This is a genomic window from Candidatus Venteria ishoeyi (assembly GCF_030378065.1).
GTDB classification, from domain to species: domain Bacteria; phylum Pseudomonadota; class Gammaproteobacteria; order Beggiatoales; family Beggiatoaceae; genus Venteria; species Venteria ishoeyi.
In genome coordinates, this window is the sequence record NZ_JAUCGJ010000017.1 from 66,081 (window position 1) to 84,002 (window position 17,922).

The 17,922-nt window shown below is 46.9% G+C and carries 14 protein-coding genes; 10 read left to right on the forward strand and 4 right to left on the reverse strand.

Annotation, left to right across the window (positions count from 1 at the left end; genetic code table 11):
• The first annotated feature begins 20 nt into the window (after positions 1-20).
• From QUF61_RS07710 to tilS, 3 genes are all read left to right on the forward strand, one after another.
• Positions 21-3,305, forward strand: coding sequence for an ATP-binding protein (locus QUF61_RS07710; RefSeq protein ID WP_289681233.1), 3,285 nt, complete (start codon positions 21-23; stop codon positions 3,303-3,305).
• A gap of 309 nt (positions 3,306-3,614) precedes the next feature.
• Positions 3,615-4,571, forward strand: a complete 957-nt coding sequence (gene accA / locus QUF61_RS07715) for an acetyl-CoA carboxylase carboxyl transferase subunit alpha (protein WP_289681234.1) — start codon at positions 3,615-3,617, stop codon at positions 4,569-4,571.
• 36 nt (positions 4,572-4,607) lie between these two features.
• On the forward strand, positions 4,608-5,945 hold the full coding sequence (gene tilS, locus QUF61_RS07720) for a tRNA lysidine(34) synthetase TilS (RefSeq protein ID WP_289681235.1): 1,338 nt from the start codon (positions 4,608-4,610) through the stop codon (positions 5,943-5,945).
• Here tilS and hisC read toward each other — a convergent pair.
• The 4 genes from hisC to QUF61_RS07740 form a co-directional block, all read right to left on the reverse strand.
• Entirely contained in the window at positions 5,942-7,015 is a 1,074-nt protein-coding gene (gene hisC, locus QUF61_RS07725; RefSeq protein ID WP_103920623.1) for a histidinol-phosphate transaminase, read from the reverse strand. The genes tilS and hisC overlap by 4 nt on opposite strands.
• A 2-nt stretch (positions 7,016-7,017) precedes the next feature.
• Positions 7,018-8,319, reverse strand: coding sequence for a histidinol dehydrogenase (gene hisD, locus QUF61_RS07730; RefSeq protein ID WP_289681236.1), 1,302 nt, complete (start codon positions 8,317-8,319; stop codon positions 7,018-7,020).
• A gap of 72 nt (positions 8,320-8,391) precedes the next feature.
• Entirely contained in the window at positions 8,392-9,264 is an 873-nt protein-coding gene (gene folD, locus QUF61_RS07735; protein WP_289681237.1) for a bifunctional methylenetetrahydrofolate dehydrogenase/methenyltetrahydrofolate cyclohydrolase FolD, read from the reverse strand.
• A gap of 11 nt (positions 9,265-9,275) precedes the next feature.
• Positions 9,276-11,000 carry an autotransporter family protein gene (locus tag QUF61_RS07740; RefSeq protein ID WP_103920620.1) on the reverse strand — a complete coding sequence of 575 codons (1,725 nt, stop codon included), beginning with the start codon at positions 10,998-11,000 and terminating at the stop codon, positions 9,276-9,278.
• A gap of 170 nt (positions 11,001-11,170) precedes the next feature.
• On the opposite strand from QUF61_RS07740, the gene QUF61_RS07745 reads away from it, so the two are divergent.
• From QUF61_RS07745 to QUF61_RS07770, 7 genes are all read left to right on the forward strand, one after another.
• Positions 11,171-12,061, forward strand: a complete 891-nt coding sequence (locus tag QUF61_RS07745) for a DUF3108 domain-containing protein (protein WP_289681238.1) — start codon at positions 11,171-11,173, stop codon at positions 12,059-12,061.
• A gap of 214 nt (positions 12,062-12,275) precedes the next feature.
• Positions 12,276-13,943 carry a hypothetical protein gene (locus QUF61_RS07750; RefSeq protein ID WP_289681239.1) on the forward strand — a complete coding sequence of 556 codons (1,668 nt, stop codon included), beginning with the start codon at positions 12,276-12,278 and terminating at the stop codon, positions 13,941-13,943.
• A gap of 294 nt (positions 13,944-14,237) precedes the next feature.
• On the forward strand, positions 14,238-14,597 hold the full coding sequence (locus tag QUF61_RS07755; protein WP_103920616.1) for a PilZ domain-containing protein: 360 nt from the start codon (positions 14,238-14,240) through the stop codon (positions 14,595-14,597).
• Positions 14,598-14,696: 99 nt separating this feature from the next.
• Positions 14,697-15,470, forward strand: coding sequence for a TatD family hydrolase (locus tag QUF61_RS07760; RefSeq protein ID WP_289681240.1), 774 nt, complete (start codon positions 14,697-14,699; stop codon positions 15,468-15,470).
• Between the two features lie 14 nt (positions 15,471-15,484).
• Positions 15,485-15,637, forward strand: coding sequence for a DUF29 family protein (locus tag QUF61_RS18190; protein ID WP_407080051.1), 153 nt, complete (start codon positions 15,485-15,487; stop codon positions 15,635-15,637).
• A 17-nt stretch (positions 15,638-15,654) separates the two neighbouring features.
• Positions 15,655-16,968, forward strand: a complete 1,314-nt coding sequence (locus tag QUF61_RS07765) for a hypothetical protein (RefSeq protein ID WP_289681241.1) — start codon at positions 15,655-15,657, stop codon at positions 16,966-16,968.
• A 6-nt stretch (positions 16,969-16,974) separates the two neighbouring features.
• A partial coding sequence (locus tag QUF61_RS07770) for a tetratricopeptide repeat protein (RefSeq protein ID WP_289681242.1) occupies positions 16,975-17,922 on the forward strand: 948 nt, incomplete at its 3' end.

Genomic DNA, 17,922 nt, shown 5'->3' on the forward strand with positions numbered 1-17,922 from the left:
TGAACAGGCATTAACAACTCATGGAAAAAAATAAACAGGCCCGTTATTTTCCACTGAAATATACGGTAATGCTGGCGATACTGCTGCTGATTCTGCCAATACTGGCCGCAATTTCCGTGTTTAATTTTTATGATACCCAGGAAGATTTAGAACGCACAGAACATTTATTACAACAACAAACAGAAAGCCATATCCTTAATGCGGTACAAATGGCAGAAACGGGTTATCAGGTATTAGAACAGAATCTGGATGAAACATTCCGTCAGGGACTGAGCATATTTAACCAGGCCTATGAAAATGCAGGCGGCAATCTTTCCAAGCTGGATTTAGCCGCATTACAAATGCAGTTAAATCAGGAATTTGAACTCTCTATCATCAATCCACAAGGGAGCGTTGAATATACCACTAATAAAAAAGAATGGGGCTTGGATTTCACGCAGCATCCTAACTATTATCAACATTTACAGTTGGTTTTACATGAAGGGTGTTATATCAATGAAGGGGTTAAAAATGCCTTGCACAATGGCCTGTTAGGTAATGATGCCTTATTACCCACCCAGGATAAACGTTATCTATTAAGACTGAGTCTTAAACAAGACGTTTTTCAAAAACTGAGCAGAAGCCTGGATTTATTAGAAATCACCCATAAGTTACGCATTATTACACCTGCATTAGAAAATATACGCATTTTCAGTCGTAATGGTCAGGTTTGGGGGCAACCAGACTTTAAAGCCAATGCCGCGCTGAAAGCGATTGTGCGCCAGGTTTATGAAACTCAGACCCTATATGAATTTAAAAATCAGGCAGATAAACGTCATACCCGTTATCTTTATGTGCAACCGCGCAATTTTCGCCAAAACCCACTGCGATATGAGGAGAATAACAGCAAAGTACTGGAATTGACCTATAACACCTATATGATTGATGACAGCCTGCAAAGAAAAACCGATATACATATTTTGATTACCATGTTGGCGATTGCACTCACCTTTATCAGCGCATTGTTGTTATCAGCCTGGATTACCCAGCCAATTGCACGGATTACCCGGGCGGTGAATATTATTGCACAGGGCAATTTATCCTATCCACTTGCTGCAATTCCGGTGCGCCATGAACTGGTTGTGCTTAAACAAAGCATATTGATCATGAACGAAAACCTGCATCATTCCATGGTGCATATTAAAAAACAAAATGAAGAACTAAAAACCCTGGATCATCTGAAAGATGATTTTCTCTCAAATACCTCACATGAACTGCGCACCCCCTTAAATGGCATTATAGGTATTGCTGACTCCATGATTGCTGGCGCAACTGGCAATCTCCCTGAGCGTACCCGGCAAAATCTGGCAATGATCAGTATGAGCGGACGGCGCTTGTCCAGTTTGATTAATAATATTCTGGATTTTTCCCAACTTAAATATGAACATCTGGAATTGCAACTCAAACCTTTAGAAGTCAAAGTACTGGCAGATATTGTACTGACCTTATCAGGCACTCTGAAACAGGCTAAAAGGCTACAATTGATCAATAAGTTACCCGCTGGTTTATTGGTTAAAGCCGATGAAAACCGTTTGCAGCAGGTGTTTTATAACCTGATTGGCAATGCCATTAAATTTACAGAGGTAGGTTATATCACCATTACCGCCAAACAACTGGGGGAAATGATTGAGATCAGTATTGAAGATACTGGTATTGGTATTCCACAAGAACAATTAGCGCATATTTTTAATTCTTTTGAACAGGCTGACAGTTCCTCACAACGCAGCTATGGCGGCGCGGGTTTAGGCTTATCGATCACCCATAAACTCGTGGAACTGCACCACGGTTGCATTCAGGTGCAGTCTAAAGTGGGTCAGGGTACCACTGTTCTGTTTACGCTACCTAAAGCGTATGAGCGTTCCAAAATGATGCAGACCATGCGGGAACCACTCAAGCATTTAAAGTGGCAGGAAAGTATTCTATTTGCCAATGAACTGCAAGAACAAGAAACCGAAGCCGCTGATCGGAAACTGGCAGGCACATTATACCCTGACTTGCCGACAACGCCAGATAATGAAAATGATATTCAGGTACTGATTGTGGATGATGATCCGGTCAATTTGCAGGTACTGGAAAATCAATTGTCACTGGAAAATTACCGCATTACCCGTGCCTATGACGGGCCGACTGCGCTTAACATTATTGACAAAAATAAAGGCCTGTTTTCCATTGTGCTGCTCGATATTATGATGCCAAAAATGTCAGGGTTTGAGGTTTGTCGTATTCTGCGTCAAACTTATCCACCTACCGACTTACCCGTCATCATGCTGACCGCTAAAAATCAGATTAACGATTTAGTTGAAGGTTTTCAATCTGGTGCAAATGACTATTTAAGCAAGCCTTTTTCCCGCAAAGTATTATTAGCCCGAATTCAGGCTCATATCAATCTGACCCGAACCACCAAGGCCTACAGTCATTTTGTACCACATGAATTTTTGCATCTATTAGGCAAGGAATCTATTACCGATGTGTACCTGGGGGATCACGCCCAGAAAAAAATGACCATCTTATTTATTGATATTCGTAATTTCACGTATTTATCAGAACAGATGACACCCAAGGAAAATTTTGATTTTATTAATGAATATTTGGGTTATCTCAGTCCGGTGATTCGTGATCATCATGGTTTTATTGACAAATATATCGGTGATGCCATGATGGCATTATTTCCTGAAAAACCTGATGACGGTTTAAGCGCTGCCATTGAATTACTCAATGCGCTTAATCGTTTTAATGAAAAACGCCAAACCCAGGAGCGCAAGCCGATTCAAGTGGGTATCAGCCTGCATATTGGCAGCCTGATGTTAGGCACCATCGGTGAATCACAACGTATGGATGGCACGGTGATCTCTGATGCCGTCAACCTCACCGCGCGTTTGGAGGATTTAAATAAATTATATGGCAGCCAGATTATCATCAGTGAACAATTATTGGATGCCCTGGCCCCGGATAATCTCTGTATGCACCGTTTCCTGGGCCGGGTACAAGTCAAAGGTAAGGAACAAAAAGTCAATATTTATGAAATACTTGATGGTTTACCAGAAGTCGATAAAAATATCCAGGTGGCACAAATAGAAGATTTTGAAGCCGCACTGGAAGCTTATTTTCATGGTGATTTTAAACAAGCGCAGCAACAGTTACAGCAATTGCAGGAACAAAGCCCAAACGATCAGGCTATTTATTTTTATCTGGAAAAATGTGCGCAATATTTCCATCGACGCAATGATAAACAATGGACGGAGATTGAGCTGCTACAGCATAAGTAATGAATGTTCTCTGAAGCAGCAACAGACTTAGGAATGAGAATTTTATAACTTCAGAAACTGGGCTGGTCTTTTCCTCCATTTTCTGCGTTGTGCCTATTTGGACTTAGGCAGTTACATAGCTCGGCTATGTGCCTGTTTACGCGCCTTGAAAATGAACAAAAATCCTGTGCCCGGTTGCAGCTTTTATTTCATTCTCGTTCCTTAGGCCTGTGGTATTATAGCGCTATTGCTAGGGAACGCGCACGAAACAACTTGAATTTAGTGCGTTCTTACTCACCTCTTTTGAAGAATTTGTTAAAGAACTTGCTTATGGATATTAATTTTCTGGACTTTGAACAGCCAATCGCTGAACTGGAAGCCAAGATTGATGAATTGCGTTATGTCAGTGATGACAATGAAATCAATATCAATGATGAAATTTCCCGCCTGCAAGGTAAAAGTGAAGAGCTTACCGCTTCAATTTTTGCCGATCTGACAGCCTGGCAGATTTCCCGCTTGTCACGCCACCCGCAACGTCCTTATACGCTGGATTATATTCAACATATTTTTACCGACTTTGAAGAGTTGCACGGTGATCGGCATTTTGCTGATGATGCGGCTTTAGTGGGTGGTCTGGCACGATTGCGCGGTATCCCGGTGATGGTAATGGGGCATCAGAAAGGGCGTGATACCAAAGAAAAAATCCTGCGTAACTTTGGTATGCCACGCCCGGAAGGCTATCGTAAAGCCCTGCGTTTAATGCACATGGCTGAGAATTTTAACCTGCCGGTACTGGCCTTTATCGATACTCCCGGTGCTTATCCCGGCGTTGATGCCGAAGAGCGTGGGCAAAGTGAAGCCATTGCGAAAAATCTGTTTGAAATGATGAAGCTGAAGACACCGATATTATGCACGGTGATTGGCGAGGGTGGTTCTGGCGGGGCCTTAGCCATTGGCGTAGGCGATCAGGTCAATATGCTGCAATACAGTACCTATTCCGTGATTTCCCCCGAAGGCTGCGCTTCAATTTTATGGAAAAGTGCCGATAAAGCCCCGGAAGCGGCGGAAGCTTTGAATATGACAGCACCCCGTTTACAAGAACTGGGACTGATTGAAGAAGTGATTCCCGAACCCCTGGGCGGCGCACACCGAAATTCGGAGGCAATGGCGCAAATCCTCGGTGATGCACTGGAAAAACATCTAAAATCACTGCAAAGCACCCCATTAGACACGCTTTTGGAAAAACGTTATCAACGTTTTATGCAGCTTGGGCAAGTGAACGATTGAGTTGTTATTCCTCCCGCAGAGGCGCAAAGGTGCAGCGTGAAAGCGTCTCAATCGCTACTTTTAACAGTCCAGCAACAACTTGAATTTTTATTGGCAGAAAAACAAGTTTCCCGTTTGTGGCTGGCTTTCAGCGGCGGTCTGGATTCTCAGGTACTGCTGCATCTGTTAGCGGCTTTGCGAGAGAATTTGCCACCTTTGTCAGCCGTGCATATTCACCACGGTTTGCAAACTCAGGCGGATGCCTGGGCGGATAACTGCCAGCAAGTCTGTTTATCACTGAAAATCCCCTGCCAGATTGTGCCGGTTGTCATTCCTCAAGATACCGGGGAAAGCCTGGAGGCGCTGGCACGGGAAGCCCGTTATCAGGCCTTTGCTAAATTGCTGCAACCCGCTGAAGCTTTAGTGACGGCGCAACATGCCGATGATCAGGCGGAAACCCTGTTATTACAACTTTTTCGTGGTGCAGGCGCTGCCGGTCTTGCGGCAATGCCGCAACAAGCGCAATTAGGGCAAGCCTGGTTATTGCGCCCTTTATTACAGGTGCGTCGTCAACAGTTAGCAGACTGGGCCAAGCAACAGCAACTGGAGTGGATAGACGACCCCAGTAACCAGGATCGACGTTTTGATCGTAATTTTCTGCGCCATGAGATACTTCCCAGTTTACAGCAACGCTGGCCGAGTCTGGTGGGTACGCTTAATCGCGCCGCAAGTCAGCAGGCGGAAAGTTGGGAGTTACTGCAACAACAAGGCAGTCATGATTTACGACATTGCTGCGGCACTCAGGCGCAAACGCTGTCTGTTAAAGCCTTGTTGAAGTTAAGCCATCCGCAACGTAGTAATGCGCTACGGGTGTGGTTAAAACAACGCGGCTTTCTAATGCCCAGCGCTCGCAAGCTGATGCAAATCGAAAATAATGTTTTACAGGCAGGCTCGGATCGTCAGCCCCTGGTATGTTGGAGCAACACTGAGATACGCCGCTACCGGGATAATCTCTATGCCTTGACGCCACTGCCGCGACACCCCCCTAAGCACAAGCTGGAATGGTCGTTAAATGCAATGCCTCTGGCGCTGCCGTTGGGACAGTTACGTGCATCGCCCACTACTGATAAAGGCTTGTGTTTGCCGCTTAATACCCAGCTAGAGGTACGTTTTCGGCGTGGCGGCGAATGTTGGTTGCGCCACAAGCAACATCAAAGTCTGAAAAACTGCCTGCAAGCGGCAGGTATTCCCCCTTGGTTACGTGGCTTTTTACCCTTGCTTTATTGGCAGAATGAGCTGATAGCAGTACCCGGTGTAGGCATTAGTGATAAAGTATTGTCACCAGCGGGGGAAAATAACTGGACATTACAGTGGCTGAAAAAAATTCCGGCTTAAATCCCCAAACCCTTACGCAGTGCATCCAGAAACAGGCGATTTTCATCCGGTTTACCCACTGTCACCCGCAGACAGTTTTCCAGCAATGAGTGGCTGCCATGCAGGTTTTTAATTAGAATGCCTTGCTGTTTCAAACTGGCAAATAGCGCAGGCGCATCGGGTACCCGAAATAAAATAAAATTTGCCTGACTGGGCCAAACCTGGACGGGCGGCATGGCTTTCAGCGCCTGAAACAAAGCCTCTCTATCTTTACAGATTTTCTGTGTTTGTTCCGTCAATCGCTCATAATGTTGTAGTGCAAAAATTGCGCTGGCTTGTGACAACACATTCAGATTATATGGCAGGCGCACTTTTTCCAGCTCATTAAGCCATTGTGTATCACCTGCCAACATGCCCACGCGCAAGCCTGCCAGCCCAATTTTGGATACCGTGCGCATCACCAGCAGATTGGGGTATTTTTCCAGATCCGCCATAAAGCTGTCTTGCGCAAAAGCACAATAGGCTTCATCAACCACCACCAGCCCTGGTGTTGCCTGAATAATGGCTTCCACTGTGCTGCGTTCAAACAGATTGCCTGTGGGATTATTGGGATAGGCCAAAAATACCAGCGCAGGTTGATGTTTTTTAATGGCTGCCAGCATCGCCGCTTTATCTAAGTCGAAATTGCTGTTTTGCAGTGGCAGACTGACATATTCCATGCCAGCAATTTGTGCCAACAGACGGTACATGACAAAACCAGGTTCCGGGGTCAGCAATTTATGCCCTGCCCCGGCAATTGCCAGGGCCAGCATTTGAATTAATTCATCAGAGCCATTACCCAAAATAATGGCACTATTATCCGGCACCTGCATGGTGCGGCGCAATTCCGCTTTTAACTGTTCCGCGCCGGGGTCAGGATAACGATTAACACTGACCTCAGCCAGAGTTTCCAGCCAAAGCTGCTTTTGTTCATCATCCCAGGTATAAGGATTTTCCATAGCATCCAGTTTAATGTAATCCGCCGCATCCTGCACATGGTAGGCGGATAAATCACGGATTTCAGCGCGGAAAAGCTGTTCAGGTTTTAACATGGTTATTCCTTGATGCGGTATTCAGCACTGCGCGCGTGGGCCGTGAGACCTTCGCCATGCGCCAGTACCGAGGCAGTTTTTCCGAGTTCCGATGCGCCATCTGCCGAGCAATAAATCAAGGAGCTACGTTTTTGAAAATCATACACGCCTAAAGGCGAAGAAAAACGCGCGCTGCGCGAGGTGGGCAGAACATGATTGGGGCCTGCGCAATAATCCCCCAACGCTTCAGCCGTATAACGCCCCATGAAAATCGCACCGGCATGACGGATTTTTGGCAGCAAGGCTTCCGGGTCGGCAATGGATAGTTCCAGATGTTCCGGGGCAATGTGATTACAAACCTCAGCCGCTTCATCCCAGTCTTTCACATGAATCAAAGCGCCGCGATCATTAATCGCCGTTTTGATAATCTCCGCGCGCGGCATGTTCTCCAGCAAGCGGTTCATGCTGGTTTTAACCTGTTCCAAAAATGCAGCATCAGGGCTGATAAGTATCGATTGTGCCAGTTCATCGTGTTCGGCCTGGGAAAATAAATCCATCGCAATCCAGTCGGGATCGGTTTTGCCATCGCAAATCACCAGAATTTCAGAGGGGCCGGCAATCATGTCGATACCCACTGTGCCAAACACCATGCTTTTTGCGGTTGCCACAAAAATATTACCCGGCCCCACGATTTTATCCACCTGGGGAACTGTTTCCGTGCCATAGGCCAGTGCTGCCACGGCCTGTGCACCACCAATAGTAAATACCTTGTCTACCTCGGCAATCGCTGCCGCTGCCAATACCAGTTCGTTGAGATGGCTATCCGGTGCTGGCACCACCATGATAATTTCTGCCACCCCGGCCACCTTGGCAGGAATCGCATTCATCAATACTGAAGACGGATAAGCTGCTTTACCACCGGGTACATACAAACCTACCTTGTCCAGTGGCGTGATTTGTTGGCCCAATACCGTGCCATCAGCTTCTGTATAACGCCAGGATTCCTGTTTTTGATGCTGGTGATAAGCGCGTACCCGCTGAGCAGACAATTCCAGTGCCTGGCGTTGTTCTGCTGGCAAATTATCCAGTGCCTGCTGTAAACGCGCCGGAGGAATCTCAAGTTCTGCTATGTCTTGCACATCGCGCCGATCAAAGCGGTTGGTATATTCCAATACCGCTGCATCGCCAGATTTTGAGACTGCGCGTAACATATCCCGCACGGTATTTAAAATTTCATCTTCCGCTTGCGCATCCCAGGCCAGCAGTTTTTTTAATTGTGCCCAGAAACCAGCATCAGTGCTGGTCAAATACTGTGGATTTAGCATCCTGTTTCCTTTGAATCTAAGTTTTTTAGGGATAACACCCCTGCGCAGGGGTGTTATCCCTCGCAGCGCCAGTTATGTCCCTGAATCTGTCGCCAATTTCGCCGCCAGCAGGGTATTTTCCAGCAAGGTGGCAACCGTCATCGGCCCCACACCGCCCGGCACTGGCGTAATCCAGGCGGCATTTTTAGCCGCACCGGCAAACTCAACATCACCGACTAATTTGCCGCTGTCCAGACGGTTAATGCCAACATCAACCACAATAGCGCCTGGTTTAATCCATGCACCCGGTACAAATTCCGGCACGCCCACGGCTGCCACCACAATATCGGCATTGCGCACCTTGGCTTCCAGATCTTTGGTTTTGCTGTGGCACACGGTGATGGTGCAACGCGCCATCAATAATTCCAAAGCCATAGGCCGCCCGACAATATTGGATTGACCAATAATCACCGCATCCAGCCCCGCCAGTTCCTGCCCGGTTTTTGCCAGCATAGTCATCACCCCTTTGGGCGTGCAGGGTTGCAGGCGTGGCATACGCAGGGTTAATTTGCCGATATTATAGGGATGGAAACCATCCACGTCTTTATCTGGATGAATGTGCTCGATCACGATATCGGCATCTATATGATCCGGCAGTGGCAATTGCACCAATATACCGTGGATTTCCGGGTCGGCATTGAGCCGATCAATTTGTTCCAGCAAAGCGTCCTGGCTGGTGTCTATGGGTAAATCGATGGATTTGGATACAAAACCCACTTCATCACAGGATTTACGTTTATTGCGCACATAAACCTGAGAAGCGGCATTTTCACCGACTAAAATCACGGCAAGCCCTGGCGCGGATAAGCCGTCTGCCAGGCGTTGCTCGACCTGGGTTTTAATTTGCTGGCGTAGTTCTGCGGCAATGGCCTTGCCGTCTAAAAGCTGTGCTGTTGCGTCTGTCATATATTGTCCTTTTAAAACTCGCTGCGCAATCCAATGCTCATCGCATCATATTCCAAGCCGGTTTTTTCAAACAGTTTCTCGTAACTGGCAAATACCGTCATGCGTTTGTATTCACCGCTAAAGCCAAAATTAATGATGCCATACATCACATCGCGTTTATCCCCGGTGATGCTGAAACGTTTTTGCGCGGCATCCTGCTGGAAATAACCCTGTAATACACTGCGATCACCTTTGAGATCATAAACACCCTGGATACCGAAGAAAGGCACGAAACTGGTTTGTCCAATCTGGGTAAGATAACTTAAACGCCAGCCCAGGCGCATACGGGTAGACTCCACGTCATAACCATCGATATTCATGCCCAGCGCTGCGCCATCCTCGCTGCCGGATAACGATTCGCTGATGTCCTTGATGCTGGTTTTCAGGTAATCCAGATACATGCTGGGGGTTAACAAGAAGTTTTTTGCCAGCGGAATATGTCCACCAACGCCAATGCTGGCCCAGTATTGATTGCTGTCATTGCTTGAACTGGCAATTTGGTTGACCAGGGTATTGCTACCGTCTAATTGGTAACGGATATAACGTTCATTATCAAAGCTGTTGCGCCCGAAACCGGCGATGGCATCCATAAAAAACTTGTTAGTTTCATACAGGCTGCCATAAATAGACAGGCTGTAACCATCGGTGCTGAAACGTCCGGCCTGTTCGTGGAAATCGGTTTTGATATGTTGATACCCCAGTGCCGCACCGACAACCGCATAATCAGACAGCCGGTAATCACCACCCAGGGTCAGCCCTGTGGTATCAAATTTGAAACCGGTTTCACGTTCGCTGGTATCACTGTCTCCTGCCACCACATCACCGGTGGCATAAATTGACCAGCGTTTGTTGTCTACCGTGCTGTCATTACAATATTTTTTGGGACTGAATAATTCGTTTGCCAGCAGAATTTCATTATTTTGTTTCACTCTTAAACCGCTGATATCCACGCAACTGACACCACGGCGCAGCGCCGTTAAACGTGAAGCCACATTGCGTTGCTGCACGGATAAGCCGTCAATGGCAAGTTGTCCTTGCGCCAGATATTCTTCCGGGGCGATATTTTGCAGGGCATTGGATACCTGATCGGTATGGTCGTGGACGTTATCCATCAAGTCATAAAAGGTATTGAGTAGTTCCGGGCTGGCATCACCGTTAGACACAACATCAAGAATATTCTCGGCAATCGCCACCTGGGTTGGATTGCGCGCTGCCTTAAGCAGGTCATCAGGGTTACGCATATCATCATTAGTAATTGTCACAGTCACGCTATTTTGACCGCCGCTGGCACCGCCTGTGAGATTGCTCAGCAGCACTTGAAAACTGCGTTCCTGGGTTTCTACTGTGCTGTTATCGATAATCGGCACAGTGATAAATTTAATGCCACTCTCAGTGTCTGCCCAACTTAAAGTGCCTTGCGTACTGGTATAAGCTTCACCCGCCTGCGCGCTGACATCAAGCGTGTTATAGTCAGCAGCAACCGCGCCAGAACTACCTGCCGTGCGATTAACTGCTAAAGTGATTTCTCCAATATTTTCTGATACCTGAATGTTACCGCTGGCAAAACCAATTTGCCCTGGTGTGGGATCAGGCATTTGTCCGGGGGTACTACCACCATTATAGGCGGGTAATAGTGGAGAAAATAGAAATAAAATCAAACAGAAAGCATGACCCGGTAATCTCATCGGTGATTTCATCTTTTTATTATCCTTATGATCTCTTGAAACAGGTGATTGTTAAGCTGGAAGATTTATTGCAATAGTTTAAATGATTTTATATGGGAATGTGGGGTATATTTTTGCATGATTTTTGATGGAATAAAAATTCCAGACAACAAAACTCCAGACAACCAGCGAGTGTTTTGCGCATGAAATTTTTTCATTTATCTAATATTAAGCAGTTACTATATTTTGTACAAAATAGGGGGCGGCAAGGCACAAATGAAAATCAGCGCGAAGAAAAAGTGGTTTTTTCGTATTTCAAGCCCACAAAACCTATAAAAAAGAAGCTTTTACGTAATACCTTTTTATGCTGTATTGGTATTTTTTATGCGTTGTCTGTAGCGGCAACAGATGAATTACCGGAAGGTTTTGACCTGCCGCTGTTTTCCGCAGATTATGAAGTGTTCTTAATGGGTTTGCATATTTCAAATGCCAGACGCAGCTTAAAACAAGTGGGGCCAAAACGTTTTTTGTTAAAAACAGAGATGGAACTCACAGGCGTTGCTTCCTGGATTCGTAGTGATGTGATCAATATCAGCAGCCTGTGGGAATGGCAGGATAATCATGCCATGCGTCCCTTACAATACCGTTACGCGCATCAGGGCAAAAAAAAACAACGTAGCCAGCGCATCGATTTTGACTGGGACAAGCAACAGGCACACAGTCAGAAAAATCAGGAACAATGGTTGTTAGCATTACAACCGGGGACTTTAGATCCTTTATTATCCTATCTGATGCTGATTCGGAATTTACAGCAGGGAAAAATTGCAGACTTTCGTTTTTTACTGGCGGAAAAAAATGAAGTGAAATATTTCACTTTGAAATATGAAGGCGAAGAAACCTTAAAAACCAAACTGGGAAACTTAAAAACTCTGAAGTTCAGCCGGATAAACCCGGATAATCCTGAACGCCACAGCGCCATGTGGTGCGCACCGGATTTGCGTTATCTCCCGGTGCGCATTGATCATACAGAACCCGGCAATAAGACCATAAGCGCCTGGATTAGCCAGATTAACCATCTGGATCGTGTTCAATGAAAGCGTCATTCAGTACTTATGCCACTGTAAGCCGTTTTCATCTCACGCTGATTATTGTTGGCATTGTTCCGGGAATGCTCTGTAATCAGTATTCCCGAAATAGCTTAAAAAGTAATTTTTACTTTTACCTGTTTGCGTTCCTCTTTATACTGTGTCAGGCACATTCAGATTCTGCTCATAATGCTGTTTAGTTTTATCTATCAGGAATAACGCGATGAAAACCAATTTTTATTTTCTTTTCACAGGGCTGTTGTTGTGTTCCTTGAACACCCAGGCTGAAAACCTGAGTGTTGCGCACAACAGGTTGCAGCAGGCCCTGTTGCAATGTGAAAACATCATGAATTCACCCCTGCCGGAAAATAAAGTGGCTTTGCGGGTCATGCAGCGTGCTTATAAAAAATACCGTTTATACCGTGATTACGCCTTGAGATTAGATGCCGGTATTCGCCATTCAAAGCAAGCTTATGACGGAGAAAGCAATTTTGCCGGTAGCAGTATGGGTAAAATGCTGAGCTATTGTGAAAAACATCTGGAAAAGCATTTAAACCAAGCCAGACAGCGACTTGAAAAAGAGCAACAACGGCAATTAGAAATTCAGCAGAAACGGGAAAAACATCAGCAGCAGTTATTGAAGCAGAGTTTACACGCGGTGCATCAGGCGCTGGAAAATCGCTGCCTGCCTTATTTTGAGCAACAACCGGCAGAACAACTCAGTGATGAAAGCATTGAAAAATTACATATGGATTATCAGGCTTATCGCTTATTAACCCGTAATGCCTTATCGATTTATCCCGCGATAGAAACCCATGTTTACGCTTTTCATAAGCAACAACAATCCGTGCAGGACTGGCTGGATCAATGTGAAAGTGCGTTTGCCATCTATCAGGCGAAAGCGATTGTACCCGAGCCAGAGCCTGTAGCCGCAGAGGAAGATGCGGAAGATGTGGAAGACGTGGAAGACGTGGAAAGCGTGGAAAGCGTGGAAAGCGTGGAAAGCGTGGAAAGCGTGGAAAGCGTGGAAAGCGTGGAAAGCGTGGAAAGCGTGGAAAGCGTGGAAAGCGTGGAAAGCGTGGAAAGCGTGGAAAGCACAGAAGAGATTGGCACGGAAGAGATTGGCACGGAAGAAGCCGCTACAGAAGCAGGTGATGATGAAGTTGAAGCCAGTGAATCTGACTTGGTCGCAGAGACGGAAGAGGCGCTTGCAGTGGAAGAAACCAGCACTGAAACTGATGTAGACGCGGTATCCGGGCAGGCTGAAGCAGAAACTGCACTTGCCCCTTTAACCAATATTCCAGTGCCTAAGCCTATGTTAGAACAAGCGTCAACTGAAACACCAACAGCAGCGGAGAAAGTGGTAGAAGACGTATCAACAGAGACCGAAGCTGAAGCTGCCACAGTAGCAACTGAGACTCCAGCAATTGAAACAACAGATATGGAAGAAACGCTCACAGAAGAAACAGCCGCAGAAAAAATCTCGGCTGAAGAAACAACCGACACAGCCGTCAGCGAAGTCGAAGCAGCAGAAGAAACCATTGCCGAAGATATAGACGATGCTGAAGATGTGGAAATGGAAGTGGTTGAAAAAACCGATGCTGAAGTCTCTGAAACTGTAGCCAAAACGGAAGATGATGGTGATGAAAATTATGCGGAAGCGGATGATTTTGAAAATATGATTGCCGAAGTTGAAGGTGACAGGGTGAAAGTGCTGGAAGATGAAGGCCGCAGCCCGGATTATTCGGATAATGATGACACCTATATTGCAGAAACCTGGTTTTTTGAAGATATGGAAGGTGATAATCCCGTAGAATGTCGTATTTATGCCTTTAATGAAAGCCAACTGGATGGTGAAGTGGAAGTGATGGAAGGAGCCTGCCCCGAATGAACGGTATTAATAAATTTTGATGTCACTGCCGGTGTGTTGGCAATATCAATGACAACCGGGCAGTCGCAAAGCAGACTTAGGAATGAGAATTTTATAACTTCAGCAACCTGGCTGGTCTTTTTCTCCATTTTCTGCGTTCCGAAAACAGTTACATAGCTTGCTATGCGCCTGTTTTCACGCCTTGAAAATGAATAAAAATCCTGCGCCCAGTTTCTGTATTTATTTTATCCTCACTCCTTATATAAAAACTTTTTGAAGCCCCGGAATTGGTTGGGTTTGGAAATGGAGCAATAAATGGCACTGAAAAAAGGCGGCATGATGGGCCGGGGTATGCTCACCCTGCACATTGACAGCATTGAAAAACTATATTTCTCTTATTTGCCTTTCCTTAAAAATGGGGGTTTATTTGTTGAAACTGAAAAAAAATACCGTTTAGGCAGTGAGGTATTTATGTTATTAACCCTGCCGGATGAAACAGAAAAGCTGCCCGTTGCCGGTAAAGTGGTGTGGATTAACCCCAAAGGCGTACAGGGTGGACGTCCTTGCGGCATCGGCGTACATTTTGGTGAAATGGATAAGGGCAATACCCGCAGTAAAATTGAAACCATGTTAGTGAAAATGAGCCGTTCCAGTAAATCCACTTATACCATGTAGGAAAGCCGTTTACAGTTGACAGTTTGCTGTTTACGCTTACTGTCATGCTTGTCTCCACGCAACTGAAATTACGATTAAATTTAAGCTCAAAATAAAACCATGTTAATAGACTCCCACTGTCATTTAAATCTTAGCGATCAGAATATTGAACAACTGGTCAGCTTTGCAGAAAAACAAGGCATTGATGCCATCTTAAACGTGTCCGTGGATATGGACAGTTTCCCGGATATATTAGCCACTGCAACGACTTATGAAAATGTTTTTGCATCCGTAGGCGTACACCCGAATACCGAAGAAGCCAATCCTGTCACTGAATCAGCCTTAATTGAGGCTGCGCAACACGACAAGGTGATTGCCATTGGTGAAACCGGTTTGGATTATCATTACAATCAGGGGGATATGGACTGGCAGCATGAACGCTTCCGGGTGCATATCCGCGCTGCCAAAGCCTGCAACAAACCATTGATTATTCATTGTCGTGAAGCGCCAGCGGATGTGATACGGATTTTACAAGAAGAAAACGCACAAACCTGCGGCGGTGTGATGCACTGTTTTGTTGAAGATATGGATACAGCGCAGGCGGCGATGGATTTGGGGTTTTATATTTCATTTTCCGGCATTGTCACTTTCAAAAATGCGAAAGCCCTGCAAGCCGTTGCCAAACAAGTGCCACAAGATCGCATCCTGGTTGAAACCGATGCCCCCTGGCTGGCCCCCACGCCCTATCGCGGCAAACCCAATCAACCGGCTTATGTGTTGCATGTTGCAAAATTTTTAGCAGATTTGCGCGGCGAGGACTTTGAAACGCTGGCAAAAGCCACCACTAATAACTTTTTCAGGCTTTTTAACGCACATGGCAAAAATAAACAGTAACAAAAATTACGAGTCTGAAACACCCATTAGCGGACAGCCTGAAAAAAGCCTATATTTCCGCGCTCAATAAAGCCGTTAGTGAAACCGGCCTACCTGAGCAGCATTTTCCAAAGCAATGTCCTTACGCCATTGAGCAAATGATGGATAAGGATTTTTACCCAGAATAAACCGAGCGTCAATACTGATGGCTGATAACAACCCCGCACGGGAGTTTTACCGCGCCCTGGACACTGAACTGCGCTTACTGGATGAATCCAGCGAAGACAGCCGTTATGTCAAAATCCTGCAACGTACCCCGGAAAAAGATCCGATTCTGGCACTGGCGCAAAATATTTTATTTGCCGATAGCAGCAGCGTGAACCTGCTCACCGGCTTTCGCGGCAATGGTAAAAGCACGGAATTACGGCGCTTAAAATGGAAGCTGGAAGCGCAGGGCTGCGTTGTGGTGCTGATAGACATGGCAAATTATATGCTGTTCACCAAACCCGTGGAAATTAGTGATTTCACCTTATCGCTGATGGCGGGGCTGAGCGTGCAAATTCAGGAAAAATACCAACTGGATAATGTCACGGAAAGCTATTGGGAACGCCTCAGCCATTTTCTGGACAGTGAAGTCCAGTTTGAATTCAGCGCCAAACTCAACAATGTCAGCCTGGGCATGGGGCTGAAAAACGATCCCGGCTTCAAAAAGAGCCTGCAAAAAGCCCTGCGCGGTCATTATGGCAACATCACCCAGCAAGCCAGAGAATATGTGACGGATCTGGTGACAAAACTGCGTGAAAAACAACAAGACCCGGACTTAAAAGTTGTGCTGCTGGTTGATTCCGTGGAGCAGATTCGCGGCATCGGCATCAGCGATGAAGCCCAGGCTATTCACGACAGCGTGCGTGAACTGTTTTACGGGCAGGCAGGCAGCCTGCGTTTCCCCCTGCTGCATGTGGTATACACCATTCCTCCCTTTCTGCCGCCACTGATGCCGGGTATCGGCAAGGCATTCGGCGCGCCGGTGGTGTCATGGCCCAACGTGCATGTACGCAAAAAAAATGGTGAAGACGATAAGGACGGGCTGAAACTGCTGGAAGACATCATCACCCGGCGCTATATGAACTGGCGTCAGTTTTTCAACCGCGATCAACTGCAACGACTGAGCCGCGCCACCGGCGGTGATTTACGCGATTTTTTCCGTGTTCTGCGCGAAGCCCTGATTGCTGCCAGCGTCACCGAAGACGGTGTTACCGATGCCATTGTCGAACAGGTGAAAAACCGTCTGCGCCGTGAGCACCTGCCGATAGCCATTGATGATGCCCGCTGGCTGGCTAAAGTGCATGACAGCAAAGGTGTGGAACTGGAATCCGTTGATAAACTGGCGGTGCTGGAACGGTTTTTTGACAACAACCTGATTATGAACTATCTCAACGGCGAGGACTGGTACGACGTGCATCCCCTGCTGCTGGAAGAAGTGCGGCGGCATGGCGTGAATGATGCTGCCGCCGGGTAACATTTGATGCAGGGACTGGACATACACGGTGAAGCCGAATGGCAGCGCTTAAAAACCCATCTGGCATGGAGCGAAGGCTTTTTACTGGGCTTTATTTTCAGCGCCCACCCGCAAGTGCTGGAGATTTTCCGTGAACGTTTATCACAAATTTACCGCGCCCGCATCACCCGTTTGCAGGAATGGCAGGTTGCAGAACCGGGACGCATGGCTGATTTTATTCCGCGTCTGCTGCATCCAGGACAGCGAGAACAAGCACTGAAAGACAGCCCCATCTGGCTGGATTTATCCCGTTTGGACAGTGCTGAAGAAACAGACTGGCGTGAAGCGCGGCACAAGTTTCTGGCGCACTTGAACGAGCAGCGCGAACCCCTGCGCCAATGCCAGCAGCGTCCGCTGATATTAATTCTACCTGCCAGCGAGCGTGCGGAAATTAAGATGCTGGCTCCAGACTTATGGGCAATACGCAGCTTTTGCCTGGATACGGAAAACTGGTTGCAAACCCTCGTTGAACCCGCAGCGCCAAACAACACGCCGCAGGGAAAATTCCCCTTATCCGAACATGAGCAACAACTGCTTAATGAATGGGAACGCTTATCGCGCCAGCAGCGCATATCCTGGTGGCAGAAATTAAGTAAAACCGCGCCCCCGCCCTCAAAAGACAGGCTCTATGCTGGTTTTTCCGCATTTAACGCCCTCTATAACAAGCGCTATTTGCAGGAAGCGGCTGATGTTGCCACAGCCTGCCTGGAACTGGCACGGCAAAATCCCGAAGCCTTGCGCGACCTGAGCGTGTCCCTGGATAACGTCGGTAAAACGGCACAGCGCCAGGGGCGCGAGGAAGATGCCCGCGCCGCCTTTGAGGAAAGTTTGGACATTCGCCGCCAAATCCTTGCGCGTATCGGCGAAATCCCCGAAGCCTTGCGCGACCTGAGCGTTTCGTTAAATAACGTCGGT